Below are 26583 nucleotides of genomic sequence, written 5' to 3'. Positions count from 1 at the left end.
CTCGCGTGAGCCGGGTTCTCGTCGTCGGCGCAGGGGTCGGCGGACTGGCCGCGGCGATGCGACTGCAAGCCATGGGCCACCAGGTCACCGTGCTGGAGCAGGCACGTGAGATCGGCGGGAAGCTCGGCGTGGTGGAACTCGACGGATTCCGCTTCGACACCGGCCCCTCGCTGTTGACGATGCCGCACGTGTTGGAGGAACTGTTCGCCTCCGCCGGTACGTCGGTGCACGATGTGCTCTCGCTGCGGAGGCTGCCGTCGGCGGCCAGGTACCGGTTCCCGGACGGCACCGAACTGGATATGCCGGGAACGCTCGCCGACATCCCCGCCGCCCTGGATCGAGCTCTCGGTCCCGGCCGCGGCGCTCAGTGGTCGGCGCTGTCGGATCGGGCCCGGACCATCTGGGAGGTGACGCACGGCCCGTTCCTGGAATCCCCGATGCGGTTGCGCACCATGATCGGCGGTGTGATCAAGCCGTCGGACGTCCGCGCCGTCGCCCCATGGCACACCCTTCGTGGGCTCGGGCGCCGCTACCTGCGCGATCCCCGCCTGACGATGCTGCTCGACCGCTACGCCACCTACACCGGTTCCGACCCCCGGCGCGCGCCCGCGGCACTCGCCTCGATCCCGTGGACCGAACAGGCATGGGGTTCGTGGTACGTCCACGGCGGACTCGGCCGTATCGCGGAAGCACTACGTGACAGGCTGCTCGAACTCGGCGGCGTGATCGAGACCGATACCGGGGTCGTCGAACTGACCACGAATGCGCGCGGGCACATCACAGGCGCCGTGCTCGCGGACGGCAGCGTCGCGACAGCCGACCTGGTCGTCGCCAACGCCGACGCTCGCCAGGTGTACGAGCGCCTCGTCCGAACTCCGGCGACCAGGCGGGCCGCGGCGCGGCTGCGTCGGGCCACCCCGTCCCTGTCGGGCTTCGTGATCCTGCTGGCGCTCGACGATCCCCCCGCGGACACACCGCACCACCGCGTGCTGTTCGCCGAGGACTACGACGCGGAGTTCGACGCGGTCTTCGGTTTCCGCGGCCCGATGCGTCCGGTGGCCCGGCCGACGGTGTACGTGTCGGCCCCCGACGACCCGGAGATCGTGCCCGGCCCCGGCACCGGCGCCTGGTTCGTCCTGGTGAACGCGCCTCGCCATGACCCGGTCCGAGGAATGGACTGGGACGCACCGGGACTGGCGGACGACTACGCCGATCTGGTCCTGCGGGTCATGGCCGAACGCGGCCTCGAGGTGCGCCCTCGGGTGCGGCACAGATCGATCATCACACCGGCCGACCTCGAGCGGCGCACCTGCACCCCCGGCGGCTGCATCTACGGCTCGTCCTCCAACGGTCCGCGCGCGGCCTTCCTACGACCGGCCAATACCTCACCGGTGCCGGGTCTGTTCCTGGTCGGCGGCTCGGCCCACCCGGGCGGCGGGCTGCCGCTGGTCATGCTGTCGGCCCGTATCGTCGCCGGCCTGATCGGCCCGGCCGCGTGAGAAGCAGGTCAGGTCGTACCGCGTGGGTATGTTGGTCCGTGAGGTGGGCCTGTCCCCGCCGTTGGCGAACCCGCCGGATCGGCTGAGCGAACGTGCGTGACGAGGGAGGACCGACGATGGCCGTGATCGACCTGTACGTGGACCCGGTATGCCCGTTCGCGTTCGTGAGCGCGCGATGGCTGCTCGACAGCGCCGACGACGAGCACACGGTGACCTTGAAACAGATGAGCCTGGCGACCCTCCATGACGAAGACACCGGCGCGGACTCCCAGGACCCGATGCTCATCCGCTCACGCCGGATCGGCCGCGTGTTCGCCGCCGTCGACCGACACCACGGCCACGAGGTGTTCACGCCGCTGTTTCTCGCGCTGGGAACCCGGCTGCATCCGCGCGGACCGGATACAGACGACACCGCGGCCGCCGCGGCCGCGCTCGCCGAGGCCGGACTCGACCTCACCCTGCTCGCCGCGCTCGACGACACCGCTCTCGATCCGGAGGTCGCCGCCGCCCATCAACTCAGCCAGACTGCGCTCGGCGGCCGAGGCGGCAGCCCCATCGTCGCCATCGACGGCCACGGCTTCTCCGGCCCGGTGCTCACCGCGCCCCCGCCCCGGCACCGCGCGGCCGATCTGCTCGCCGCCCTGGTCACCGCCGCGACCACTCCCGGATTCGCCGCGCTGAACCGCCCGTACCAAGGCCCACCGGCCTTCACCGCCACCGAGTAGCAGCCGCCCCGCGGGAGAACATCCGGATCTCCCGGGTGCGTCGGCGTGTGGGTACTCGACGGCACCGGCCGACAGCACCGTGGTGACGACACCGGTGTCGAGGTCGGTCACGTCCGTCGGCGGAATCGGTGTACTGCTCATCGGTCCCGATCATCCCGGGTCCGGCCCGGCGACCGGAACGGGCATGAACAGATCGTTCAGCTGATCGCCGACGCCGCAACGTCGGCAGTAGGCCCAGCTGTCACCGACAGAGGGTTTGCTCGTTACTTACCGCACCAGCCACTGCGCGACTCGTCAGGAGTTCTCGGCGGCGGGTGCCTGCCGACTCGAGAGGAAAGACCATGACGTTGCCGAAACGGACCGCGAACACCAAGCCGGTCTTCCGGTTGCCGAGCGCGCGTCCGGAAGTACTGCGGCGTGTGGCGGCCGCCTTGCAGCAGCCGGAGCCCGAGAGTGCCGATCTTTCGGTTCACCGTCCGGATATCGCCGAGTCCCGCGTGTCGGCCTGACGCGGGCTCGCCATGCTCGGCGAGCCACTGAACCTGGTCGAACAGGCGCTCGACGACCCGACCGCTACCTTCACAGCGGGGAAGTAGCCGAACAGCTCTTCGTCCGCTGGATATCGGGGTTGCCGCGTCGGAGGGAAAGACATGCCGGATCAGCGCAGCGTTGACGTTTCCCAGCCACCGCTGTGGCCCGCCGAATGGGGACGTGACCGCGCCCGGACGCGGCTGGTCGCGGCCGCCCTGATCTTCGTCGTCGGCGCCCTCGTGTCGATTCCCATCAGTGTCGACGCCCTGCGAACAGGTGACCGGCGCGCGCTCGGCCTCGCCGTGCTCGGCGGTCTCGTCAGCACGAGTTTCGTCGCGATCCTCGCTCCGCTTCTTCCGGCTCGCCGGTCGACGTTGCCCCGGCGCGTGGCCACGATGCGAGGGCCGGACGGAGAATCCGGAGTGGTGTTCCCGGTGATCGCCACGTGGAAGCCGGCGCTGATCGCGTGGTTGGTCTTCGGCGGTGTCTTCGTCGCCGCTCAGGGGCTGGTACTCATCGAATCGGTCGCCGAATCCGGTCGCTCGGTGGGCGCGAACATCGCCGGCTTCCTGGGCATCCTGGTCTATCTGGTCTTGTTCGTCGCGATCCTCGGATCGCTCGTCTATCTCCTCCGCCACCTGCGGGGCGGCGGGTTCATCCGGTTGGATGCCGAGGGGGTAACGCATTCGGTCGTCGGAGCTGCCCGTCTCTTTCGCTGGGACGACATCGGATTCGTCACTCCGTGCCTGGTGAACGAGATGCACGCGGTGCGGCTCGTGCTGATCTCCGAATCGGTGTTCGAGCCCCCGGCCGGTCGCGGCGTGCTCGGCACACTGAAGTCCGGACACCTGGAGCGACAGCTCGACCTGCTGCCGTGGACGGTTGCCGTCGATCCGGCCCTGTTCCTGCGCACGATTCGCTTCTACTGGCTGCATCCGGAACAACGACCGGAACTGCGGGACGCCGCCGCGATCGATCGGATGCGGCGCGGCGACGTGGCTGCCGACTGACGGCTGCACGCCGATGCATGAGCACACTGCGCACCGCCGAAACGACGGGGCGAGCGACTCCGGTCCGTCAGTGCGGGTACTCGGAGAAGAACTGCTGCAGGAGCGGGGCCACCGCTTCGAAGGCCGCTCGTGCGATCGTGGTGGCCGCGTTGCCCGCGTGCATGACGACGAAACCGAGCCAGTCGCGGTTGTCTATGGCGAACTGCAGAAGGTCGGGGTCCACGGGTGCTCCTTTGCCTCCAGGGCGGGCTGAACAGGCCCGATGGTCACTACGCGACGTACGGCTGGAGCAGCGGCGGGAGAACCTCGAGACCCCACTTGACTGCCGACAGAATGCCGTTGCCGAGGTTGATGACGACGAAGCCGATCACGTCGCGGTTCTGTTCGGCCAGGTCCTGCAGCGGTTCGATGATGTTGTGGAACATGGGTGGGTCCTTTGCGCCTGTGGTGGATTCAGGGGCGTACTCCAGGCTTCCACAGCGCCGGGGCGCGGCCAAGGCTCCTGAGCGTCGAGATGCCCCGAGAAAGGTTTCCGCTCGCCGCGTAGCCCTCGATCGTCCGCGGCGGTACCGTTGCCTGGCCGATGACCACCCCGGTTATGTATGGGCTTGCATAGTCGTGCATAATCATTTGCACAAGGGTGCAGGGTTCCCGACCTGCGCGCCGGCGCGACCGGCAGACCGCCCTCGAGACGGTCGAGACCACCACTCATACAAAACCTAGGAGCACTGAAGACATGTCCGAGCGCGTCGTACTCGCCTACTCCGGTGGGCTGGACACCTCCGTCGCCATCAGCTGGATCGGCAAGGAGACCGGCGCCGAGGTCGTGGCCGTCGCCATCGATCTGGGCCAGGGCGGCGAGGACATGGACGTGGTGCGCCAACGTGCGCTGGACTGCGGCGCGGTCGAGTCGATCGTGGTCGACGCCCGCGACGAGTTCGCCGACGAGTACTGCCTGCCCACCATTCAGGCCAACGCCCTCTACATGGGCCAGTACCCGCTGGTCTCGGCCATCAGCCGGCCGCTGATCGTCAAGCACCTGGTGGAGGCCGCCAAGTTCCACGGCGCCACCACCGTCGCGCACGGCTGCACCGGCAAGGGCAACGACCAGGTCCGTTTCGAGGTCGGCATCGGCGCGCTCGCGCCCGATCTGAACGTGATCGCCCCGGTCCGCGACTACGCCTGGACCCGGGAGAAGGCCATCGCCTTCGCCGAGGAGAACAAGCTCCCGATCAACGTCACCAAGAAGTCGCCGTTCTCCATCGACCAGAACGTGTGGGGCCGCGCGGTGGAGACCGGGTTCCTCGAGGACCTGTGGAACGCGCCGACCAAGGACGTCTACGACTACACCGCCGACCCGACGGTCAACTTCGAGGCTCCCGACGAACTCATCATCACCTTCGACAAGGGTGTGCCGGTCGCCATCGACGGCCGCCAGGTCAGCGTGCTCGAGGCCATCGTCGAGCTGAACCACCGCGCGGGCCGTCAGGGCGTGGGCCGACTGGACATGGTCGAAGACCGGCTCGTCGGCATCAAGAGCCGCGAGATCTACGAGGCGCCCGGCGCCATCGCGCTGATCACCGCGCACCAGGCGCTCGAGCACGTGACCATCGAGCGCGAGCTGGGCCGCTACAAGCGTCAGGTCGAGCAGCGCTGGGGCGAGCTGGCCTACGACGGCCTGTGGTTCTCCCCGCTCAAGCGGGCGCTGGACGCCTTCGTGCGCGACACTCAGCAGGCCGTCTCCGGCGACATCCGGATGGTGCTGCACGGCGGCTCCGCCGTGGTCAACGGCCGCCGCTCCGAGCAGTCGCTCTACGACTTCAACCTCGCCACCTACGACGAGGGCGACACCTTCGATCAGTCGCTGGCCAAGGGCTTCGTGCAGATCCACGGTCTGTCCTCGAAGGTCGCCGCGCGCCGCGATCTGAACCAGAAGTAATTCCGGCTCGTCGCGGCGGGCCCGGATCACCGACGATCCGACCGCCGTGGCCGGAGGCGAACACACCGACGAGGGCCGATGCCGAGCGCACCGGCCCTCGTCGGCGCGTGGGGGGCGTTCGCGAACCCCCGCGGCCTGCCCGGCTACCGTGGGATCTCGATCGAGTTCGCGGCGCCATCCGTGCGCCGACGAGGGCCGCGCCAACCGGCCGACCGGTGTCCGTGGCACCACCGGGCACCCGGTGTCCGCCATGGCATCGGATGCCGACGTGGCAGCGACCGCGGGGCTCGATCGCCGAGCGCCCCCGGTTCGTCCGACGTGGACGATGCGGAGCACGATCGGCCAGGCACATCCACGACGGACCGACCACCCCGACACCGATCGACGAGGAGACAGCACACGATGACGCAGAGCGGCAGCACGAATACAGGTGCGCTGTGGGGCGGGCGTTTCGCATCGGGCCCGGCCGAGGCGATGGCCGCGCTGAGCAAGTCCACCCACTTCGACTGGGCACTGGCCCCCTATGACGTGCGGGCGTCCAAGGCCCACGCGCGGGTGCTGCACAAGGCAGGCCTGCTCACCGAAGCCGACCTCACCGCCATGCTGTCCGGCCTGGACCGGCTCGCCGCCGACGTCGAGTCCGGCGCGTTCGGCCCGGCCGAGACCGACGAGGATGTGCACGGCGCGCTCGAACGCGGACTCATCGAACGGGTCGGCGCGGAGTTGGGCGGCAGGCTGCGCGCGGGCAGGTCTCGCAACGACCAGGTCGCCACCCTGTTCCGGATGTGGTTGCGCGATGCCGCGCGCCGCGTCGCCGCCGGTGTCCTGGACGTGGTGGACGCGCTCATCGCGCAGGCCGCCGCCCATCCCGATGCGGTCATGCCGGGCAAGACCCATTTGCAGGCCGCCCAGCCCGTGTTGCTGGCGCATCACCTGCTCGCGCACGCCCATCCGCTGCTGCGCGATCTCGACCGCCTGCGCGATTTCGACTCCCGTGCCGCCGTCTCGCCCTACGGCTCGGGCGCACTGGCCGGTTCCTCGCTCGGTTTGGATCCCGAGGCCATCGCCGCCGACCTGGATTTCGATGCGGCCGCGGCCAACTCGATCGACGCGACCTCCTCGCGTGACTTCGCCGCCGAGGCCGCGTTCGTGTTCGCCATGATCGCCGTCGACCTGAGCCGGATGGCCGAAGAGGTGATCATCTGGAGCACACCGGAGTTCGGCTATGTCACCCTCGCCGACGCCTGGTCCACCGGCTCCTCGATCATGCCGCAGAAGAAGAACCCGGACGTCTCGGAACTGACTCGCGGCAAGGCGGGCCGGTTGATCGGCAATCTGACCGGCCTGCTGGCCACCTTGAAAGCCCAGCCGCTGGCCTACAACCGTGATCTCCAGGAAGACAAGGAACCGGTCTTCGATTCGGTGGCCCAGCTGGAGCTGCTGCTGCCCGCCATCGCCGGTCTGGTCGCCACGCTGACCTTCCACACCGATCGCATGGCCGAGCTCGCGCCCGCGGGCTTCACCCTCGCCACCGATATCGCCGAATGGCTTGTCCGGGAGGGTGTCCCGTTCCGGGTGGCACATGAAGCGGCGGGTGCGTGTGTCCGCGCCGCCGAGGCGCGCGGGGTCGGGCTCGACGAGCTCACCGACGAGGAATTCGCCGCTGTCGACCCGGCACTGACATCGCGGGTGCGGGAAGTGCTGACCGTGCAGGGCTCGATCGCTTCGCGCAACGCGCGCGGCGGCACCGCGGGTACGCGGGTGGCCGAGCAGTTGGACGAAGTGCGTGCGGCGGCCGCCGAGGCGCGGTCACGTTTGATCTGACGAAAAGTGCTCGGCCCGGCAACGACCGGGCCGCAACGAAAGTCGCCCCCCGTCGCAGGTGTCAGCAGACACGTGCGACGGGGGGCGATTCGTTCCTTCAGATCAGAGGCCGACCAGGGCGAGCACCGCAGCGAGCAGAGCAGAGACGAAAGCGAGCACCATGCCAGTTATCTCCTTCATGCGTAGTTGCTATTGCCGCGGTGAAGGTTAGCGACAGTCGTGTGCGGAACGCAAACTCCACCGAAAACGGCTTCTTGGTCGGAAGTCCGTTTCATTACTCGAGATTCGCCGCTGTCGGCGGGTATGAACTCGCATTCGGATGCGCGGGCGGACGCCCCCGGCAGGGCGGATGCGCGGCGGATTCTCCTTCCGATGCAGGACACTCGGCTCCGGCAGACCGGGCGACTCCCGAAACATCGGTATGATCGGGACGTCGCGCCGCGTCATCGGGTTCACGTGCCGGCCGGGTGTCGAAGTTCGGTGAAAGGGCAGTGGAAACTGCTGATCGGCACTTCCGCTGCGGGCCACGAACGCCGATGCTGGTATCGGGGCGTCACGGCGTTCGGCCGAATCGGTGGTTGCGAAGAGTGCGCCGAGAGCGGCCGAGAGTTTTCGAGCAACCGGGTAGCGACACTGCCCGGCGTGATATCCGAAGCGTTCGGTGGCCGACACATCCGGATAACCGGGTGTTCGGGCAAGCGGTGTGAACTGGGCGGGTGATGCGCTCGGCCGATCGATCACTGTGTATTTCGTTGACGCCGAGAGACTTTCGAGTCCGGCGGAAGAGGAGGAGTACCGGATGATCTCGGGACGACAGTCGTACTCGCATCGGCGGCCGGGGGAGGTGAACGCATCGTGAGCTTCCACCGTGCCGAGCCGGCCCTGGGATACCTGCGTGCCGACCTGTCCGGCATCCGGCAGCCCTGGGACGAGATCCGGATGCGACACCTCGCTCCGCGGCTGGGATACAACCTGAGCAAGACCATCGTCTTCACCGCCGCCACCGACAACCGGATCGACCGGCTGCTCGCCCAGATCGAACGGCACAACGCCCGTGCGGTATTCGTGCCGGACCCGGCCCACCTCGAGGGAAAGCTCGACGTGATCGAGGCCCGCGTCGGTGTCGTCATCGATCTCGAGCGGGAACCCGCTCCCACGGCGATCGAACGGGTGATCCCACACTACGAGGCCGGTTGGCTCGGCATGTGGCGGTGGCTCAGCGGCTGATCTCGCGACTCGCACCTGATCGCCACGCCGGGAAATAGCCAGTTGCGGTAGGCGATTCGATTCCCTACGCTCATCGGCGATGATGACCGGGACGGCCTCGAGCCACACACGGACAGGTGACCCGGCGCTCACCTGAGCGCCCGAGCGCCTCCTGTTTCGCGATCGAACCCAGCACCACTTTCGATCACGACAGGAGACCTTCATGACCGCACGTTTCAACCACACGATCATCGCCGCGACCGATCGTGAGGAATCCGCCGCGTTCTTCCGCGACATCTTCGAACTGGCCGACGCCCCGTCCTGGGGTGTGTTCACCAACCTGCTCTGCGAGGACGGCGTGCTGCTGCAGTTCGCCGAACCGCCGGTCGACATCCAACGCCAGCACTACGCCTTCCTGGTCGACGACGAACTGTTCGACCGTGCGTACCGTCGGCTGTGCGAGCGCGAGATCGAGCACTGGGCCGACCCGCATTTCCAGCAGCCGGGGGAGATCAACGACGGGCACGGCGGCCGGGGCGTCTACTTCCTCGACCCAGCCGGGCACGGCATCGAGATGATCACTCGCCCGTATCTGTGAGTGGTGCGGGCGCTCGCGGCTTCCGCCCCGGGCGCCCGCATACTCGGCCGCGACAGCACGCATGGTCGACGCCGCGGGTGAGGGCCGCCGAAGGCCGGATCACTCCTGCGCCGCCGACTCGCCGTACGCGCGTTCCTCGAGCAGATCGGCGAGGTGCAGCACAGGGCGGGCGAGATCGGGAATCGCCGCAGGATTGCTCGGCTTGCCGAGCTTGTAGGTGAGCAGATCGCGTCCGGCGAGGCTCCACCGCTCGACGGGACCGTCCAGTTGCGCCTGAACGACCACCGGATCGAGCATGAGCCGGGCGTAGCGCTGATCGACGGCGCTCACCCGGAAACGACGGTCGAAGGCGGCGTCGCCGGTGTGGATCGGGAGGGAGGCGGCGAACGCGTCGCCGATCTCGCGGCTCAGTTCTCGGTCGAGCACCGCCAGCGGGGGATAGGGACGGTCGAGGTGCACCACGAGGACGGTGAATCGGTGCGACTCGGCGCGGTACTCGGCCGCGGTGACCAGCCGATTGTCGACCACGCCGGTGAGGGCGAATACGACGGTGCCGTTCTGGTGGCCGGGTAGCCGCGCGCTCCAGGCCGGGTGCGACCGGTCGTCGTAGCGCCAGCCGTGCGTGGCCGCCCACCGGGCGAAAGTATCCCGGGCTCCACGGTCCGAGCGGCGCAGCAGCGGCAGGAACACGAACAGTCCCGCCGCCGCGACGACACCGACGAAGACGACCGCGGCGATCAGGACGGCTTCCCACACGGCTACCACCTCCCGGCTCGATTCCCATTGTGAAGCAGGCCCTCGAGGTGGGTCGCCGAGTCGCGAGGACACGCCGCTGGCTCGTTAGGCTGCCGCCATGACCTTGCTGTTCCTCGCCCTGGCCATCGCCTTCGAAGTGACGGCGACGGTATCGCTGAAGTTCTCCGAGGGATTCAGCAGGATCGGGCCGTCGATCGTGGTGGCCATCGGCTACTGCGGTGCGTTCTACTTCCTGTCCCAGGCGTTGAAGCGCGGGATGCCGATCGGCGTCGCCTACGGCATCTGGTCGGCGATCGGCGTCGCCGCCATCGCGATCATCGGGGTGCTGCTGCTCGGCGAGAAGCTGACAATGATCCAGGTCGGCGGCATCGCCCTGGTGATCCTCGGGGTGATGGCGCTGGAACTCGGAGGCGCGCACTGACCGTTTTGCTCAGCCGGCTTCTCGGGCGATCTTCTTGGCGATGTTGTGGGCGAGCGTGCCCAGGCGGGTCAGCCGGGCATCGCCGAGCGGGGTGAGCTTTCCGCCGAGCCGGTTGGTGACGAAGCCGAGCGACATCCCGGTCTCCGGATCGGCGAAAGCGCCGGATCCGCCGAGTCCGAAATGACCGAACGCCGACACCGGCTCCGATCGTGAGGGCTTCATCGGCACGCCGTGATAGCCCAGCGCCCACGGGATGCGGAAAGCGAGCACGTAGTCGGGCGTGAACACCTGCCGCGTGCGGATCACATCCACGGTGCCCGGCCCCAGCAGTCTGCGGTCGCCGAGGCTGCCGTCGCAGGCGAGCGCCCCGTACACCGCGGCCAGCGAGCGGGCCGAGAAGACGCCGTTGACGCCGGGCATCACCGAATCGTGCAGGCGCGGGTCGGCCATGATCTCGGCGAAGCCGCGCGGGGTGGTCTCGGCTGCCGCGGACAGTTTCGTGCGGCCCATCAGCCGCACACTGGCCTCCCAGCTCATCCCGGCGACGGTGAGTACCGGGAAGTTCACCGCGATCCGGGAGCGCTGCTCCCTCGGCACCCGGAACCACAGATCGGTGATGCCGAGCGGCTCGGCGATCTCGGTGCGCAGCGCCTCGGTGAAGCTCGTTCCGCTGACTCTGCGCACCAACTCGGCGACCAGATGCCCGAAGCTGATGGCGTGATAGCCGCTGGTGGTCAGGCGCCTGGGATCCGGGGCAGCGGCGGCGAGCGCGGCGGTGACCGCCTCGTCGTCGAAGAACCGGTCGATCGGTCCGGGCACGAGATCGCGCATCCGGTGCAGACCGGCGCGGTGGGTGAGCAACTGACGCACGGTGATCTCGCCCTTGCCCGCCGCGGCGAACTCGGGCCAGTATTCGGCCACCGGATGCTCGTAGTCGAGCAGGCCGCGTTCGGCGAGACGGTGCAACAGTGTCGAAGCCACGCCCTTACCGGTGGAATAGGTGACGGCCAGGGTCTCGTGGGTCCATCGCTGCCCCGGCCGGGCGTATCCGGCCCACACGTCGACGACCGGCTCACCGTGCAGGTAGACGCAGAGCGCGCCGCCGCCGTCGCCGGGCTTGCCGAACAGCCGGTCGAACTCGGTCACCAGCCGGACGAATCGCCGGTCGACGTGCTGGGCCGCGGGCTCGGTGGCACGCGCCGCCGCGACCTCGTCCTCGATGGTCTCCCGGTCGGCCTCGTCTGCTGTGGAATCTGGGCTCACCCGGCCGCACCCCTTTCGTCGTCCCCGTCCACAGTAAGAGGAGCGGGGATCGCGCGTCGGGGAGCGGGCGGCCGGGTGTGTCCCGATGTCAGGCCGCGGCCGCTCGGCACAGGTCCAGCAGAGCCGAACCCGGGTCGTCCACGTCGACCACCAGCCGAGTGAATTCGCCGTGCTCGAGGTCGATCTGCAGGCCGCTGCCGTCGAATCGGGTGTCCCAGAACTCCTTGCGGCCCTTGCCGCGGAAGGTGCCCGCGGCGATGACACCGGGGAAGAAGGCGCCTGGCGCGCGGACCCACGGCGGACGCATGTCGACCGACGCCGGGCCGACGGCGGCGATGTCGCGGAAATCGAAGGTGATGCTGTCACGCATGGAGAGCAGCCGGTGGCCGCCGACCACATGAATCGTCACTGTCGTACCGCGGACCTCGATCTCGACCATTGGTGCGCACCTCGCTCTCACCTGGGCAACATCTACGCCTTCCAGGATGCGCCGCCGCCCTGGTGTCATGCTGTGCCGTTCCTGTGAATTCACCAAGGATCCTTTCACATTCCGGTACGCGGATATGCGCATTGAAACATGTGAGACCAGGCGGCCTGGGGGCAGGGGCCAGGGGCGGTCAGTGCTCGCGAGGGGCGTCCGCGCGGAAGGCGGCGTCGGCGATCTCGAGCACCGCGGCCAGCCACGGGGTGAATTCCTGGGGATCGGCGGCCAGCAGGGTGCGGACCTCGGCCGGCTCGAGCCAGCGGAGTTCGGCGACCTCGGCCGGGTCGGGCCGCGCGGTCTCGGCGGTGGCGCCGCCGATGAACACGTGATCCCATTCGTGTTCCACCCGGCCGGTCGCCGCGTCGCTCGCGCGATAGCGGAAAACGCCTGCCTCGACGAGTTCGGCGTCGAGTCCGAGTTCCTCGCGCAGCCGGGCGCGCGCAGCGTCCGGAATGCCCTGCCCCGGGGCGGGATGGCCGCAGCAGGTGTTCGCCCACTGCAAGGGGAAGCGGGTTTTCACTGCGGCGCGCCGCTGCAGTAGCACCCGGCCGTCGTCGTCGAACAACAGCACGGAGAAGGCTCGATGCAACTGTCCGGGCGCGCGGTGCGCTTCGGCGACCGGGCACTCGCCGACCGCGCGCCCTTGCTCGTCGACGAGCTCGACCAGCAGTGATTCGCGATCGGGGGTCGGCAGCACAGCGGTGTCGATCATTGCCCCAGCGTATCGAGAACCTCCACCGGGGCTCTCGCGGTGTGACCATCGTCAGGTCTCGAAACGGTCGTGGCTGACCTCCGATGCCCTCGCGATGTGGAAAGCTCGTCGTACGCGTCGGGATCGTAAGGGTGCGTGGCACAAGTGCAGGAGCGATCGTGAAGTTCAGTGCGAAGGGTGTGGCGGGGCCGATGCGGCGTTTGATGGCGACCGCGCAGAACGGTCTGGAGGTGATCCGCTTCGGCGGATTGGCGCACGGTGTGGAGGCCTCTCCGTTCGAGGTCGTCGAGCGACGCCGCATGTACCGATTGCGGCGCTATTTCCCCGACGACGCGACCCCGGGACGCCCGGTGGCGCTGCTCGTGCCGCCGCTGATGGTCAATGCCGACATCTGGGACGTCAACGCCGAAGGCGGCGCGGTCGGCATCCTGCATCGCGGCGGCATCGACTGCTGGGTGATCGACTTCGGCTCGCCGGCGCTCGAGGAGGGCGGCTGGCAGCGCGACCTGGCCGATCACGTGCTCGCGGTGAGCAGCGCCATCGACACGGTGTGCGCGGCCACCGGCGCCGAGGTCCATCTCATGGGCTACTCGCAGGGCGGCATGTTCGCCTACCAGACCACCGCCTACCGCTACGGCCGCGGCGTGGCCAGCATCGTCACTTTCGGCAGCCCGGTCGACATCGTCAACGGCGTGCCCTTCGGCCTGCCCTACGGCCTGGTCTCCGACGTCGCCGACTTCCTCGCCGACCACGTGGTGACCCGGCTGCCGATCACCGACTCCATGGTGCGAGTCGGCTTCCAGATGCTCGACCCGGTCAAGACCGCCAAGGCGCGCATCGACTTCCTGCGTCAGCTGCACGACCGGGAGGCGTTGCTGCCCAAGGAACGTCAGCGCCGCTTCCTCAACCGCGAGGGATGGGTGGGTTACGCCGGGCCCGCGGTCGCCGACCTGCTCAAGCAGTTCGTCGCACACAACCGGATGATGCTGGGCGGATTCGTGATCCGCGATCAGCCGATATCCCTGGCCGAACTCACCTGCCCCATCCTGGCTTTCGTCGGCGAGGTGGACGATATCGGCCAGCCGGCCGCCGTGCGGGGGATCGTGCGAGCCGCGCCGAACGCCGACGTCTACGAATCATGTCTGTACGCAGGTCATTTCGGACTCGTGGCGGGCAGTGTCGCGACCGAGCAGACCTGGCCGCTGGTGCGGCAGTGGATCGAATGGGCGGCCGGCGATCAGCCGTTGCCCGAGGAGATCCACCCGATGTCGGAGAACGCCACCACCAACAGCCGGCATTCGGCCGCCGACCGGATCGTCAGCTCTGCCTCGGCCCTGGCGGAGGCGGGCGCGGGCGTGGGCAAGGTGTTCGAGGGACTGGCAGGCAGTGCCGTGCGCGGCTCGGTCGAGCTGATGGGCGAGGCCGCCCGCGCGCTGCCCAGGCTGACCCGCTTGGGCATGATCCAGCCGAGTACCCGGATCTCGCTGGGTAGTCTGCTCGCCGAGCAGGCCAGGCGCGCGCCGCTGCGCGACTGTTTCCTGTTCGACGATCGCGTGCACACCAATGCCGCGGTCGATGTGCGGATCGACAACGTGGTGCGCGGCCTGATCACGACCGGTGTCCGGCCCGCCACCCGGGTCGGCGTGGTCATGGAGACCAGGCCGAGCGCGCTGGCCGCCGTCGCGGCGCTCTCCCGGCTGGGAGCTGTGGCCGTGTTGCTCGCGCCCGGCAGTGAACTCGGTCGCGCGTTGGAGCTCACCGGCACCCGGACCGTGCTGGCCGATCCGGAGAACCTGCGTCAGGTGGCCGAGACCGGCGCGCGGGTGCTCGTGCTCGGCGGCGGCGGCGACCGCGAACTCGACACCCCGCCCGGCGCCGAGGTGATCGACCTGGAACAGATCGACCCGGCCGCCGTGCGTGTGCCCGGCTGGTACCGGCCGAATCCGGGATTGGCGCGTGAGCTGGCTTTCGTGCTGGTCACCGGTACCGGAGACCGGTTGGAGACCAAGTACATCACCAACTATCGCTGGGCGCTGTCGGCCTTCGGCACCGCCACCGCGGCGGACCTGAACCGTCGTGACACGGTGTACTGTCTTGCGCCGCTGCATCATTCCTCGGGTCTACTGGTCAGCCTGGGCGGCGCGGTCGCCGGTGGCAGCCGGATCGCGCTGGCCCGCTCGCTGGACCCGCGCAGCTTCGCCGAAGAGGTGCACCGCTACGGCGTCACCGTGGTCACCTATACCTGGACGATGCTGCGTGACATTCTCGACGCCGAGGTGTTCCCCGCCGGGCACGCCCACCCGATCCGGCTGTTCATCGGTTCCGGCATGCCGGCGGGTCTGTGGCGACGCACCGTCGAACAGTTCACCCCCGCACGGGTGCTCGAGTTCTACGCCTCCATCGAGGGCGAGGTGGTGCTGGCCAACGTGCACGGTGTCAAAGTCGGCAGCAAGGGCCGTCCGGTGCCCGGCACCGCGAGGGTGGAGCTGGTCGCCTACGACCCGGTCACCGGCACCATCCGCATCGAGGAGAACGGTTACGCGTCGCGCTGCGCCGACAACGAGGTCGGCCTGCTGATCAGCAAGGCCGCCGACGGCATCGACCTGTCCGCGGGCGGGCTGCGTGGGGTGTTCGCGCCGGGCGATGCCTGGGTGCCGACCGAGAACCTCTTCCGCCGGGACGGCGACGGCGACTACTGGTTGATCGATCGCGCCGACACCGTGGTCATCACCGAGCGAGGTCCGGTCTACGGTCAGCCGATCGTGGACGTGCTCAACGACATCGGCGCGGTCGACATGGAGGTCGCCTACGGCCTCGAAGCGGGCGGGAAGACCTTGTCGGTCGCCGCGGTGTGCGTGCGGGAGGGTTGGCATCTGGAACCCAAGGACGTCTCCGAGGCGATGCGCGCGCTCGAACCGAGCAAGCGCCCCGACCTGGTGCATGTGGTCGACACGATTCCGCGCAGTGCCTCCTACCGGCCCTCCACCAGCGCGGTGCGGGCGGAGGGCCGGCCGCAGCCGGGGCCGGACACCTGGTGGTACCACCCCGATACCGAGACCTACGAGGTGCTCACCGAGGCCGAGGCCGCGGAGTTGTTCGGCTCGGGACCGGCCGACGCCTGATCGGTCTCAGATCCGGAACTCGGTGACGGCGGCCAGCACCCGCTCGATCTGCTCGTCACCGAGACCCGGCCACAGCGGCAATCGCAGCAGCGTCGAGGAGAACTCCGCGCTGCGTACGCATGCCCGCGGTGTGCGGCCGAGCTTGAGTCCGGCCGGGCTCGAATCCAGCGGCACGTAGTGGAACGGCGCGCTCACCCCGCGCGCGGCCAGGTGCGCGATCAAGTCGTCGCGGTGCCGCTCGGTCGGCGTCCGCAGATAGAAGAGGTGCGCCGTGTGCTCCCGGTCCGGCGGCACCGCCATCAGCTGGATGTCGTTGCGCGCCGCCCATTCCGGCAGGCCCGCGGCGTAGGCGTTCCACACCCGGTGCCTGCCCGCCTGGATGATCTCGAACTCGTCGAGCTGGGCGTCGAGAACGGCGGCATTGAGTTCGCTGGGCAGGTAGCTGGAACCGATGTCCTGCCAGGAGTACTTGTCGACCGCGCCGCGCAGGAACCGGGCCCGGTCGGTGCCCTTCTCCCGGATGATCTCCGCGCGCGCCATCAATATCTCGTCGGTGAGCAGCAGCGCGCCGCCCTCGCCGCAGTGCAGGTTCTTGGTGTCGTGGAAACTCAACGTGCCCATGGTGCCGAGGGTGCCCAGCGCGCGGCCGCGCCAGCGCCCGCCCAACCCGTGGGCGTTGTCCTCCACGATCGCGATGCCGTGCGCCGCGGCCAGTTCCCCCAATCCGGCCATGTCGGCGGCCACCCCGCCGTAGTGGATGACCACGATCGCCTTCGTCCGCGCGGTGATCGCGGCGGCCACCGACTCGGGCTCGAGATTGCCGGTGGCGAGGTCGATATCGGCGAAGACACAGGTCGATCCCCGCAGCGCCATCGCGGTAGCCGTGGAGGTGAACGCGAAGCTGGGCACGATCACCTCGTCCTCGGGGCCGAGTTCCAGCAGCAGCCCGGCCATTTCGAGAGCAGAGGTGCACGAGGTGGTCAGCAGGACGTGCGGTGCCTCGGTGATCGCGGCGAGCTTGGCGGTCGCGGACGCGGTGAACGGACCGTCACCGTGACTGTGGTCCGAGGCGAGCACAGCCGCGAGATTGTCCAGCTCCCGGCGGGCGCGATGGGGACGGCTGAAAATGATGCGGTCAGTGCTCACCCTGCTCGATTCCCCCGGTCGGTTCGCCCGTGGCGGCGGGGCGTGGCGTCGGTGTGCGCACCGTGAGGAACAGCGGCTTGCCGACGAGGATGTGCAGCGCCACTCCGAGGTATTCGGCGATCATGCCCAGTGAGAAGAGGATCGCGCCCGAGCACAACAGCAGGACGACGATGATCGACGCCCAGCCCTCCGGCGCCCAGTGCGCGGTGGTCAGCACCTTGAACACGACATAGGCCGCCATGACACCACCTGCCAGCGCCAGTGTCACCCCGAGCATGCTGACCACGCGCAGGCCGCGAGTTCCGCTGCACAGCACCATTTTCCAGAACAACGAGAACAGCCGCCGGTAGTTGTAGCCGGACTCCTCCCTGCCCTCGGCGCGCAGGGTGACCGGCTGCTGCGCGACCCGCCCGACCACCCAGGTCAGCGCGACGTCGAGGTAAGCGCCGTTGGAGGCGACCTCGGCCAGTTGCCTGCCGATGTCGCCGCGGATGAGGCGGTAGCTCTCGAATCTGGTCGAGGCGGGGAAGGCGAACAGCGCCGCGAGCACGAGTTTCGCGCCGCGCGAGGTGACATTGCGCAGGAAGCCGTGCGGCCGGGTGTTGACCGGCTTGGAGTAGACCAGGTCCGCGCGTTCGGTGAGCGCGGCGTCGAGGAAGCCGCCGATGGCGCCGGGATCGTGCTGGCCGTCCTCGTCCATCGTGACGATCCAGTCGCCGACCGCCACCGACATGCCCGCGATAGTGGCCGCGTCCTGACCGAAATTACGGCTCAACCAGATGGCGCGGACCTCGGGGTGGGTCTGCTGGAGTCGCTGTATCACCACATCGGAGCGGTCCGGCCCGTTGTCGTGGACCAGGACGATCTCCTCGATCACATAGGGGATGCCGCCGGGAGTGAGGTGGGTGATGGTGAGCCGATGCAATTCTTCGACCAACGCCGCGATGGTCTGCTCGCCGCGATAGACCGGAACCACCACCGAGATCGCGTGCGGGCGATCGGCTCCGGGGTGGCCGGGCCGGTACACGCTCTCGGCATCGGAGTCCAGGCGCTCGACGGAGACCGGACGCTCGACGGAATAGGAGCGTCCGGTGGCGGTGGGGCGCCCGGCGGGAAGGGGGCGCGCGGTGGGAATCGGCATCGACGGAATCGGCTTTCGATGATGGTGTGTGCCGGCGCTGCCGCCGTATACGGAACCGGTATACGGCGCAGAGGTGCGCGTCACTGTAACAGGGAAAGCCATTCTTAGTCGCGACGCGCGGGCCGCTGTCGGCGGAAACAATCCATTCGGAAGTTGTTGCCAGGCCGGCAGAATTCGACATTTCGGGTAAATCGGTCATTGCTGACGGATGGGTCGCCCATCTGTAATGTGTGGCAATCGTGACGGACAGTGCGGTACGTGAGAAAACGGGGGAGCCGGCTCCCACGCCGGAGCCCGAATCCCCGGCTTCCGGAACAGGATCGGCCGAGGTCCGGGTGACCTCGGCGGATGTGCTGGAGCGTCGGCGAGTCCGGCGCTGGGGCCTGGTCACCATGGCAGGCGTGATCGCCGGATACCTCGCGGTCCTGGCGGCCAACGCCAGGCACTATTTCACCGACGACACCGAATCCCAGTACTCCGCGCTGTGGGTCGGGCTCGGGCGCTCGCTCCGTGAGGGCACTTTTCCGGTGATGGTCCCCGAACACTGGATGGCCGGCAACAATACGATGGACGACGCGGGCCTGTTCAACCCGCCGCAATTGCTCATCGATCTCGTCGCACCCTCCATCGACAACATCGCGCTCTACGCGACCGTCGTGAAGCTGATCTTCTCGATCATCGCCGCGCTGGGCGTCTACCGGATCTGTCTGGTCTACCGATCCGGGCCGGCGTGGGCGGCGGTGGCGGGCGTGGCCTTCCCGCTGTCGGGCTTCTTCCTGTTCTTCGATCAGGCCAGCTGGATGACCGCGCTCACCGGCACCGCGTGGATGCTGCACGCCTGGGCGTCGGCGGTGCGCTACACCCGCGGCGAGTCCGGCCCGATTCCGGTCTTCGTCTTCCTCTACCTCACCATCACCGTCCAATACATCTTCCCCTCGGTGGAGGCGGTGCTGATGCTGGCGGCCATCGCCGTCGGCGAACTCGTCCATCGCACGCCGTGGCAGGCGGTACTGCGGCTGACGCTGGTCTCGGCCTGCGCCGGACTGGCCGGGCTGCTGACCTTCCTGCCCAGTCTCCTCTCCGCGAAAGTGACCTGGCGCGGTGTCTCCGAGGTCGTCAACGACCAATTCCTGACCGTGCCGTGGTCGGAATCGCTGAACGCCAGCCTGCCGAGCACCATGCCGGCCTACACCTCCTGGTGGGGCTACGTGCAGCCGCTGCCCTCGACCTACATCGCCTGGTTCCTGGTTCCCGCGCTGGCTTTCGTCGACTGGGGCAAGGCGAAGCAGGCCTGGCGGGAACTGAGCGCGGTCGCGATCTTCGCGGTGACCATGCTCATGTGGATCGCGGGCCCCGGCACGATCGGCCCACTGCGCTGGCCCGCACGGGTACTGCCCATGCTCGCCATCGGCCTGCTGGTGCTGGTGTGCGTGCTGCTCAGCCGCTTCGGCAGCTTCCGTGATCCGAAGAACCGCGCGATCGCGGCCGGTCTGCTGGTGCTGCTCCTGTTGGTGCGGTCGGTCTCCGCCGATCCCGACGGCGCGCTCCGGCACCTGGTCTCGGCCGTGGCCATCCTGGCGCTGGGCGCGGCCGTGGTCCGGCTGGCAGGCACGCGCGGCATCGCGGCCGCCTGCGCACTCACCATCGCGGCCATGTTCCCGATCGCCTACCTGCAGGTCCGCGCCGCCCAGCCCACACCGATGGCGTGGAACCTGCCCGCCGACCGTTCGGAGGCCAAAGCGGCGTTCCCGGAATTCCCCGGAACCACCATCCAACTCGGCGAGCGCGGCCTGCTCCAGGACCGGGACCGCCACCCCGACGCCGCCTACCGCTCGCTGGTCTTCGGCAACTACGCCCGCACCCTGGACCGGACCTACGTCAACGGCTACACCCCCACCGGTCACTTCTACTTCGGTGAACTGCTGTGCATGCGCTGGGACAGCAGCGTCTGCCCCGACGCCTACCGCCGCCTGTTCGCCCCCGAACCGGACAGCGGACGCGCACCGGTCGACCTGATGAACCTCGATCGAGTCGTCTTGCAGCGCGCGCTGTTCCCCGACGCGAAGAACCAGCCTGTGCCCGAGGGCTGGCACTGGGTCGATCTGCCTGGCCACGAGGACTACATAGCCGTTCTCGAACGCGACGGCGGACTGGTTTCGACGGTCAACGGCCGTATCTCGCACACCGAGGACGTCACCGCCGAGTCGATCTCGGAATCCGACACCACCAGCAGGCTGCGTGTCGATTCGCCCGACGGCGGCTCGGTGGTGTTCGCCCGCCTGGGCTGGCCCGGCTACCGGGCGACGCTCGACGGCGAGTCGATCCCCATCACCACGGTCGCCAAGAGTTTCGTCGCCGTCGAGGTCCCGCCGGGAACCGACGGCGCCGAACTCGTGCTGACCTGGCGACCGCCGGGCTGGAAGATCGGCATCGCCACGATGATCGCCGGTCTCGCGGGACTCGTGGCGCTGCAATGGTGGTACAGCCGGTCACGTCGTCGCGATACGGATGGCGCGGTCGATACGGCTGATACGTCCGGCGCGGATGGCGCGGCTGGCACGGCAGATGCGGTCAGCGCTGCTGACACGGCCGCTGCCGCCGGCACCGCCGAGGCTGTGGGGTCCGCCGACTTCGCCGATGCCGCCGACCCGAGGTCGCCGGAAACCGGCCGCGAGCCGACGGGCGCCACCCCGTGAGCGAGGTTCCATGAGCGCCGACGCCGCACGTGCCGAGTCCGCGGTCAGTGGTCCCGTGGACGTCGGGCCGATAGATCCCGACGTTGCGCGGACCGGACCGGCGAACGCCGACCTCATGGCTGCAGATCGCGTGGACGCCGCTCGCGCGAGTACGGAGCTCACGCACCCCGAGCCGGTACGGGCCGGCAGCCGGCTCGGCCTGATCCGGCGCACGCTGCGCAGGCAGGAGGTCGGCTATGCCCTGGTCGGCGGCTTCAACACCGTGTTCGGCATAGCGCTCACGGTGGCCTGGCTGACCGTCCTGCCCGATACCGCGTGGGCCCCGTCGGCGGCCGTCGCGCTCGCCTACGCGGTCAGCGTCGTCGTCGCCTTCGCCCTGCACCGAAGGTTGGTGTTCCGGGTGCGCGGCCGGGTGCTGCGCGACTTCCTCGGCTTCGTCGTCGTCAACTCGGGGGGGCTGGTGCTGAACATGGCACTGCTGTCGCTGGCGGTCACGGTGCTCGGCCTGCCGAAAGCGCCCTCGACGGTGGTGGTGATGGGACTGGTGGCGATCGCAGGCTTCTTCGGTCATCGGCACATCTCGTTCCGTCGTCGGCCGGTCGACGAGGCGGGCGGCGTGGTCCGGTAGGTTCAGCACCATGTCGGAGCGCACCGCCTTGGACCCCATCCTGCTCGAACTGCTGGCCTGTCCCCAGGACAAGGGCCCGCTGCTGCTCGTCGCCGACGATTCGGGCGCCGACATCCTCTACAACCCGCGTCTGCGCCGCGCCTATCCCATCGACAACGGCATCCCGGTGCTGCTCGTCGACGACGCCCGCGATGTGCCCGAGGCCGAGCACGAGAAGTTGCTCGCTCGGGCAGGCGAGTGATCGGCCGAGCCGGTCAGCTCGATCCCGCGCCGATGTCGCCGGTGAGGTAGCGCTGCAGCGTCGGCCCGACTGCCGCGACCAGTTCGTCGAGTGGCATCGAAGCCAGCGGCTCCACCCCGATGATCTTGCGCGCCACCATGATTCCCGCCAGCTGCGACGCCGCCAGGGCCACCCGGGCACGCCCGTCGTCCGCCTCGGTCGCGATCCGGGAACGCACGCGCTCCAGCACGACGTCCAGCACGAAACCGCGCGCGAGGACCGGATCCGCTCCGGCCAGCAGGCTGCGCACCGCGGCGACGGCCGCGGGCCCGGCGGGGGAGTCCCAGACGGCGACGATGGTGCGCACGATCGAGGCGCCGAGTTCGTCGACCGGCGCCGAGTCGATGACCGTGAGCACCACCTGCGGGTCGAGGGGCAGATCGACCACCGCGGCGAACAGTTCCTGTTTGGCGCCGAAATAGTGGTGCACCAGCGCTGGATCGACACCGGCATCGCGCGCGATCGACCGGATCGAGGTCTTGTGGAAACCGTTCTCCGCGAAGCGCGCCCGGGCCGCGGCCAGGATCGCCTCCTTGGCCCCCGACCGCCCGCGCCGTCGACCGGACCGGCTCGGGCTCGCCGATTCTCCACCCGCCGCATTCATGCGCTTCGCCGCCGTAGCGTCGCCGCGCCCACGATCAAGGCGACGACCGCGAAGGCCGCGACGATCAGCAGGTCCCGCCACATCCGCGCGGTCGGCTCGGCATGGATCGAGACCTGCTCGAGGGCGTCGACGGCATAACTCAGGGGTAACACATCGCTGATGATCTCGAGCCAGCGCGGCAGCTGATCACGCGGCACCAGCAGTCCGCACAGAAAGATCTGCGGCGTGACCACCAGCGGCATGAACTGCACCGCCTGGAATTCGGTGCGCGCGAACGCACTCGCCAGCAGGCCCAACGCGACCCCGCAGATTGCGTCGACCACGGCGATCAGCACCACCCAGCCGGGACTGCCGGCTGCCCGCAACCCGAGCAGCCCGAACGACACCAGGCACGCCACACTCGCCTGCGCGGCCGCGGCCAGCGAGAACGCACTTCCGTAGCCGCCGAGCAGATCCAGTTTCGACAGCGGCGTGGACAGCAGTCGCTCCAGCGTTCCCGAGGTGCGTTCGCGTTGCATGGCGATCGCGGTGACCAGGAACATCACGATGAACGGCAGGATGCCGAGCATGCTGATGCCGACCCGGTCGAACAGCGCGGGCCCCTGCGGATTCTCCGGAGTCGCGGCATAGACGAAATACAGCAACGTCATCATCACGGCCGGGACCACCAGGATCAGTGCGACCGTGCGGTGGTCGTTGCGCAGTTGGCGCAGGATTCGGCCGGTGGTGGCGGTATAGGGGCGCAGCGTTGTCATGCGATCGGTCCCGTCGTGATCAGGGCGAGAAAGGCTTGTTCCAAGTTGTTCTCGCCGGTCTCGGCTCGTAGTTCATCCGGGCTGAGGTGGGCAAGCAGCATGCCATCGCGCATCAGCAGCAGTTGATCGCAGTAGTCGGCCTCGTCCATCACGTGACTCGAGACCAGCAGCGTCGTGCCCCCCGCGGCGAGTTCGCGGAACTTCTTCCACAGTTCGACTCGCAGCACCGGGTCCAATCCCACGGTCGGTTCGTCCAGGATCAGCAGATCGGGCCGAGCGACCAGCGCGCACGCGAGTGAGGTCCTGGTCTGCTGCCCGCCGGAGAGCTCGTCGACGCGATCACGCATGTGCTCACGCAGTCCGACGGACTCGATCGCCTCCTGAACATCGTCGCGATCACGCCCGGACAATGCGGCGAAATACGCGACGTTCTCGCGCACGCTGATATCGGGGTAGACGCTGGGCGCCTGGGTGACGTATCCGATCCGTCTGCGCAGCTCGCGTGCGCCCGCGGGGAGGCCAAGCGCGGTGACCCGGCCCGAACGCACCAGCTGGGCGCCGACGACGCACCGCATCAGTGTCGTCTTGCCACAGCCGGAGGGCCCGAGCAGGCCGGTGATCGAACCGGCCGGGATGGTCAGCGAAACACCGTGCAGCACCTCGCGTTTCCCCCGTCGGACGATCAGATTCTCGATCTCGACAGCGGCCGATCCGGGTTCGGAGCCGGTCGGGCGGGGGAGGGGCTGCCGGGTCACGTCGCCCTCAATTCATCGTGTGTTGAATTCATCATGCGGCGAATTATGTGCCTTCGTCAGCGGCAAGCGCAATACCCCGCCGCAGCCGGTGTCGCGCACAATGGCCGCGTGTCCGCCGAAGAAGTCGTCTCTGTCGAAGAGTTGATCGTCGAACCGCCCGCCGCCGCCCGCCGCCTCCTCGGCGCCACTCTGCGCTCCGGCGCGACCGCGGTTCGCCTGGTCGAAGTGGAGGCCTACGGCGGCGACCCGGCCGGCCCCTGGCCCGATCCCGCCTCGCACTCCGGTCGGGGCCGCACCAGGCGCAATGCCGTGATGTTCGGTCCGGCCGGCCATCTCTACGTGTATCTGAGCTACGGCATGCACACCTGTATCAACGTCACGACCGGTCCCGACGAGACGGCGAGCGCTGTGTTGCTGCGCGCGGGCGAGGTGGTCGAAGGCATCGAGCTCGTCCGCGCCCGGCGCCCTACCGCCCGAACCGACGCGGATCTCGCGCGCGGTCCCGGCAATCTCGGCACCGCCCTCGGTATCGCCCTCACCGACTACGGCACCCCACTGTTCGATCCGGAGTCGCCGATCCGTCTCGAACTCGCCGACCCGCTGCCCGCCGATGCGATCGCCACCGGCCCTCGTGTCGGGGTCAGCACCGCCGCTGACCGCCCCTGGCGCTTCTGGCTACCGTCCGCCCCCGCGGTCTCCACCTACCGGCGCAGCCCCCGCGCCGGCTGAGACGCGCGCCGGGCCGAAATTCCGGGTCCGGGATTCCGCTGCCGGTCTCGGCGCCGCGCCGCCGGGAGTCCCTCCGCTGTCGGCGGCACCTGCGCATCGGCGCAGGACAGCGGTGCGGAAAGATGGGACGGCGTGAGCGGCGACATCATCGATGAACTGACCTGGCGCGGACTGATCGCACAGTCCACCGACCTCGACGCCCTGCGTTCGGCGCTGGCCGACGGCCCGCTGACCCTCTATGCCGGGTTCGATCCCACCGCGGCCAGCCTGCACGCAGGCCACTTGGTCCCGCTGCTGGCCCTCAAGCGCTTCCAGCGCGCCGGTCACCGGCCGATCGTGCTCGCCGGCGGGGCCACCGGACTCATCGGTGATCCCCGTGACGTCGGCGAACGCACCATGAACTCCACCGACACCGTCGCCGAGTGGGCCGGGCGCATCCGTTCCCAGCTCGAGCGCTTCGTCGACCTCGACGATTCGCCGACCGGCGCGATCATCGCGAACAACATGGACTGGACCGGCCCGCTGAGCGTCGTCGACTTCCTGCGCGACATCGGCAAGCACTTCTCCATCAACGTCATGCTGGCCCGCGACACCGTCAAGCGCAGGTTGGAGGGCGAAGGCATCTCCTACACGGAGTTCAGCTACATGTTGCTGCAGGCCAACGACTACCTGCAGTTGCGCCGTACCTACGGATGCCGGTTGCAGGTCGGCGGCTCCGATCAATGGGGAAACATCATCTCCGGCGTCGAGCTCAACCGCCGCGTCGACGGCGAGAGCGTGCACGCGCTGACCGTGCCTCTGGTGACCTCGGCCGACGGCAAGAAGTTCGGCAAGTCCACCGGCGGCGGCAGCCTCTGGCTCGACCCAGAGATGACCAGCCCCTACGCCTGGTACCAGTACTTCGTGAACACCGCAGACGCCGACGTCGTCAAGTACCTGCGCTGGTTCACCTTCCTCGACCGGGAGGAACTGGCCGACCTCGAGCAGGCCACCGCCGAGCGCCCGCACGCTCGGGAAGCCCAGCGCAGGCTCGCGGCCGAGATGACCACGTTGGTGCACGGCGAGGAGAACACCAAGGCGGTGCAACTGGCGAGTCAGGCCTTGTTCGGCCGCGGTGAACTGCGCGATCTGGACGAGTCCACGCTGGGTGCGGCGCTGCGTGAGACCGCGGTCGACGGGGAGGTCGCCCGGATCGAACCGGGCGCCGCGAACACGATCGTCGATCTACTGGTGGCTACCGGCCTGTCCGAAAGCAGGGGAGCGGCCCGTCGCACGGTCAACGAAGGCGGCGCCTCGGTCAACAACACGAAGATCGCCGACCCCGAGTGGACCCCGTCGGAAGCCGACTACCTGCACGGACGCTGGCTGGTCGTGCGCAGGGGCAAGCGAAATACGGCCGGCGCACTGCGCTTCGAAAATTGATCTTGGTGGCTTGGGTCACAATTTCGTGGCCCAAGCCCCGTTTCGGCCCGATCGCAAGCCTCTGACCTGCGGAATTACATGGCTGTAGTGCGGATTTGACGAAGAGTTCTCCGCCGCGTAACTTATTCCATGTCAGAGCGACACGGACACCGACCCGGAGCCGAGACGCAGAGCCGAAAGGCTCGGCGGGGCGCGGGAAACGAGGTAGGACGAGGAGCGCCTGACGGCCAGTGTGGATCATGGGATCGACCGGACTTGACTCCGGGAGAGACTGTGGTTAGGCTGGAAAAGTTGCCCCACAGAACAACCGGATAACCGGTCGGATGTGTGTGCGCCT

The 26583-nt window shown here is 68.7% G+C and carries 26 protein-coding genes; 15 read left to right on the top strand and 11 right to left on the bottom strand.

Going from position 1 to position 26583, the window contains the following annotated elements:
* Nucleotides 1-5 precede the first annotated feature (5 nt).
* From NS3_RS24275 to NS3_RS24265, 4 genes are all read left to right on the top strand, one after another.
* A complete protein-coding gene (locus NS3_RS24275; RefSeq protein WP_067864047.1) occupies nucleotides 6-1499 on the top strand; it encodes a phytoene desaturase family protein in 1494 nt (497 codons plus the stop codon).
* Between the two features lie 116 nt (nucleotides 1500-1615).
* Nucleotides 1616-2224: a mycothiol-dependent nitroreductase Rv2466c family protein gene (locus tag NS3_RS24270; RefSeq protein ID WP_067864044.1), complete on the top strand. Its 609-nt coding sequence runs from the start codon at nucleotides 1616-1618 to the stop codon at nucleotides 2222-2224.
* A gap of 341 nt (nucleotides 2225-2565) precedes the next feature.
* Nucleotides 2566-2733, top strand: coding sequence for a hypothetical protein (locus NS3_RS29305; protein ID WP_157101513.1), 168 nt, complete (start codon nucleotides 2566-2568; stop codon nucleotides 2731-2733).
* A 141-nt stretch (nucleotides 2734-2874) separates the two neighbouring features.
* On the top strand, nucleotides 2875-3765 hold the full coding sequence (locus NS3_RS24265) for a hypothetical protein (RefSeq protein ID WP_067864041.1): 891 nt from the start codon (nucleotides 2875-2877) through the stop codon (nucleotides 3763-3765).
* A 67-nt stretch (nucleotides 3766-3832) separates the two neighbouring features.
* Here the strand turns inward: NS3_RS24265 and NS3_RS29585 are convergent, their stop codons facing one another.
* Nucleotides 3833-3988 carry a hypothetical protein gene (locus NS3_RS29585; protein ID WP_169811682.1) on the bottom strand — a complete coding sequence of 52 codons (156 nt, stop codon included), beginning with the start codon at nucleotides 3986-3988 and terminating at the stop codon, nucleotides 3833-3835.
* Nucleotides 3989-4034: 46 nt separating this feature from the next.
* Entirely contained in the window at nucleotides 4035-4190 is a 156-nt protein-coding gene (locus tag NS3_RS29580) for a hypothetical protein (protein ID WP_169811681.1), read from the bottom strand.
* A gap of 311 nt (nucleotides 4191-4501) precedes the next feature.
* On the opposite strand from NS3_RS29580, the gene NS3_RS24260 reads away from it, so the two are divergent.
* The 4 genes from NS3_RS24260 (at nucleotide 4502) to NS3_RS24245 (ending at nucleotide 9332) form a co-directional block, all read left to right on the top strand.
* Complete coding sequence (locus NS3_RS24260; protein ID WP_067864038.1) at nucleotides 4502-5704, top strand: argininosuccinate synthase; 1203 nt, start codon at nucleotides 4502-4504, stop codon at nucleotides 5702-5704.
* A gap of 402 nt (nucleotides 5705-6106) precedes the next feature.
* The gene (argH, locus tag NS3_RS24255; RefSeq protein ID WP_067864035.1) at nucleotides 6107-7528 is read left to right on the top strand and encodes an argininosuccinate lyase; all 1422 of its coding nucleotides are present in this window, start codon (nucleotides 6107-6109) and stop codon (nucleotides 7526-7528) included.
* Nucleotides 7529-8383: 855 nt separating this feature from the next.
* Complete coding sequence (locus NS3_RS24250; RefSeq protein WP_067864032.1) at nucleotides 8384-8755, top strand: hypothetical protein; 372 nt, start codon at nucleotides 8384-8386, stop codon at nucleotides 8753-8755.
* Between the two features lie 202 nt (nucleotides 8756-8957).
* Nucleotides 8958-9332, top strand: a complete 375-nt coding sequence (locus NS3_RS24245) for a VOC family protein (RefSeq protein ID WP_067864029.1) — start codon at nucleotides 8958-8960, stop codon at nucleotides 9330-9332.
* Between the two features lie 99 nt (nucleotides 9333-9431).
* On the opposite strand, the gene NS3_RS24240 is transcribed toward NS3_RS24245, so the two are convergent.
* A complete protein-coding gene (locus NS3_RS24240) occupies nucleotides 9432-10088 on the bottom strand; it encodes a hypothetical protein (RefSeq protein ID WP_067864026.1) in 657 nt (218 codons plus the stop codon).
* Nucleotides 10089-10185: 97 nt separating this feature from the next.
* On the opposite strand from NS3_RS24240, the gene NS3_RS24235 reads away from it, so the two are divergent.
* Nucleotides 10186-10509, top strand: coding sequence for a DMT family transporter (locus NS3_RS24235; protein WP_067864023.1), 324 nt, complete (start codon nucleotides 10186-10188; stop codon nucleotides 10507-10509).
* Nucleotides 10510-10518: 9 nt separating this feature from the next.
* On the opposite strand, the gene NS3_RS24230 is transcribed toward NS3_RS24235, so the two are convergent.
* From NS3_RS24230 to idi, 3 genes are all read right to left on the bottom strand, one after another.
* A complete protein-coding gene (locus tag NS3_RS24230; protein ID WP_067864194.1) occupies nucleotides 10519-11730 on the bottom strand; it encodes a serine hydrolase domain-containing protein in 1212 nt (403 codons plus the stop codon).
* Nucleotides 11731-11860: 130 nt separating this feature from the next.
* Nucleotides 11861-12211 (bottom strand): hypothetical protein, encoded by a 351-nt coding sequence (locus tag NS3_RS24225; RefSeq protein WP_067864020.1) that lies wholly within the window; start codon nucleotides 12209-12211, stop codon nucleotides 11861-11863.
* 178 nt (nucleotides 12212-12389) lie between these two features.
* Nucleotides 12390-12968 (bottom strand): isopentenyl-diphosphate Delta-isomerase, encoded by a 579-nt coding sequence (gene idi / locus NS3_RS24220; RefSeq protein ID WP_067864017.1) that lies wholly within the window; start codon nucleotides 12966-12968, stop codon nucleotides 12390-12392.
* A 191-nt stretch (nucleotides 12969-13159) separates the two neighbouring features.
* Between idi and NS3_RS24215 the strand changes: the two genes are divergently transcribed.
* Nucleotides 13160-16090, top strand: coding sequence for an AMP-binding protein (locus NS3_RS24215; RefSeq protein WP_067864191.1), 2931 nt, complete (start codon nucleotides 13160-13162; stop codon nucleotides 16088-16090).
* A 6-nt stretch (nucleotides 16091-16096) separates the two neighbouring features.
* Here NS3_RS24215 and rffA read toward each other — a convergent pair whose 3' ends face one another.
* Both rffA and NS3_RS24205 read right to left on the bottom strand, forming a co-directional pair.
* Nucleotides 16097-17236, bottom strand: a complete 1140-nt coding sequence (rffA, locus tag NS3_RS24210; protein ID WP_067864013.1) for a dTDP-4-amino-4,6-dideoxygalactose transaminase — start codon at nucleotides 17234-17236, stop codon at nucleotides 16097-16099.
* Nucleotides 17226-18377, bottom strand: coding sequence for a glycosyltransferase family 2 protein (locus tag NS3_RS24205; protein WP_084495881.1), 1152 nt, complete (start codon nucleotides 18375-18377; stop codon nucleotides 17226-17228). Before NS3_RS24205 ends, rffA begins: the two co-directional genes overlap by 11 nt.
* Nucleotides 18378-18769: 392 nt before the next feature.
* Here NS3_RS24205 and NS3_RS24200 point away from each other — a divergent pair, with 392 nt between their 5' ends.
* The 3 genes from NS3_RS24200 to NS3_RS24190 all read left to right on the top strand — a co-directional run bounded on the left by NS3_RS24200 (nucleotide 18770) and on the right by NS3_RS24190 (nucleotide 21942).
* Nucleotides 18770-21073: a hypothetical protein gene (locus tag NS3_RS24200; protein WP_245649788.1), complete on the top strand. Its 2304-nt coding sequence runs from the start codon at nucleotides 18770-18772 to the stop codon at nucleotides 21071-21073.
* Between the two features lie 115 nt (nucleotides 21074-21188).
* Entirely contained in the window at nucleotides 21189-21701 is a 513-nt protein-coding gene (locus tag NS3_RS24195; RefSeq protein ID WP_084495888.1) for a GtrA family protein, read from the top strand.
* Nucleotides 21702-21711: 10 nt separating this feature from the next.
* Nucleotides 21712-21942, top strand: coding sequence for a Trm112 family protein (locus tag NS3_RS24190; protein ID WP_067864010.1), 231 nt, complete (start codon nucleotides 21712-21714; stop codon nucleotides 21940-21942).
* Nucleotides 21943-21955: 13 nt separating this feature from the next.
* Here the strand turns inward: NS3_RS24190 and NS3_RS24185 are convergent, their stop codons facing one another.
* From NS3_RS24185 to NS3_RS24175, 3 genes are read right to left on the bottom strand one after another with little or no spacing between them, the layout of a single operon-like run.
* Entirely contained in the window at nucleotides 21956-22585 is a 630-nt protein-coding gene (locus NS3_RS24185; protein ID WP_067864007.1) for a TetR/AcrR family transcriptional regulator, read from the bottom strand.
* Nucleotides 22582-23340: an ABC transporter permease gene (locus NS3_RS24180; RefSeq protein WP_067864004.1), complete on the bottom strand. Its 759-nt coding sequence runs from the start codon at nucleotides 23338-23340 to the stop codon at nucleotides 22582-22584. Before NS3_RS24180 ends, NS3_RS24185 begins: the two co-directional genes overlap by 4 nt.
* On the bottom strand, nucleotides 23337-24095 hold the full coding sequence (locus NS3_RS24175) for an ABC transporter ATP-binding protein (protein WP_067864001.1): 759 nt from the start codon (nucleotides 24093-24095) through the stop codon (nucleotides 23337-23339). The genes NS3_RS24180 and NS3_RS24175 overlap by 4 nt, the downstream gene beginning before the upstream one ends.
* 108 nt (nucleotides 24096-24203) lie before the next feature.
* On the opposite strand from NS3_RS24175, the gene NS3_RS24170 reads away from it, so the two are divergent.
* Both NS3_RS24170 and tyrS read left to right on the top strand, forming a co-directional pair.
* Complete coding sequence (locus NS3_RS24170) at nucleotides 24204-24824, top strand: DNA-3-methyladenine glycosylase (protein ID WP_067863998.1); 621 nt, start codon at nucleotides 24204-24206, stop codon at nucleotides 24822-24824.
* Between the two features lie 132 nt (nucleotides 24825-24956).
* Nucleotides 24957-26246 (top strand): tyrosine--tRNA ligase, encoded by a 1290-nt coding sequence (tyrS, locus tag NS3_RS24165; protein WP_067863995.1) that lies wholly within the window; start codon nucleotides 24957-24959, stop codon nucleotides 26244-26246.
* The last annotated feature ends 337 nt before the right edge of the window (nucleotides 26247-26583 follow it).

The sequence above is a fragment of the Nocardia shimofusensis NBRC 100134 genome (assembly GCF_001613125.1).
Classification (GTDB): domain Bacteria; phylum Actinomycetota; class Actinomycetes; order Mycobacteriales; family Mycobacteriaceae; genus Nocardia; species Nocardia shimofusensis.
Note: the sequence above shows the minus strand (reverse complement) of the source record. Positions and strands in the feature narration are given on the sequence as shown.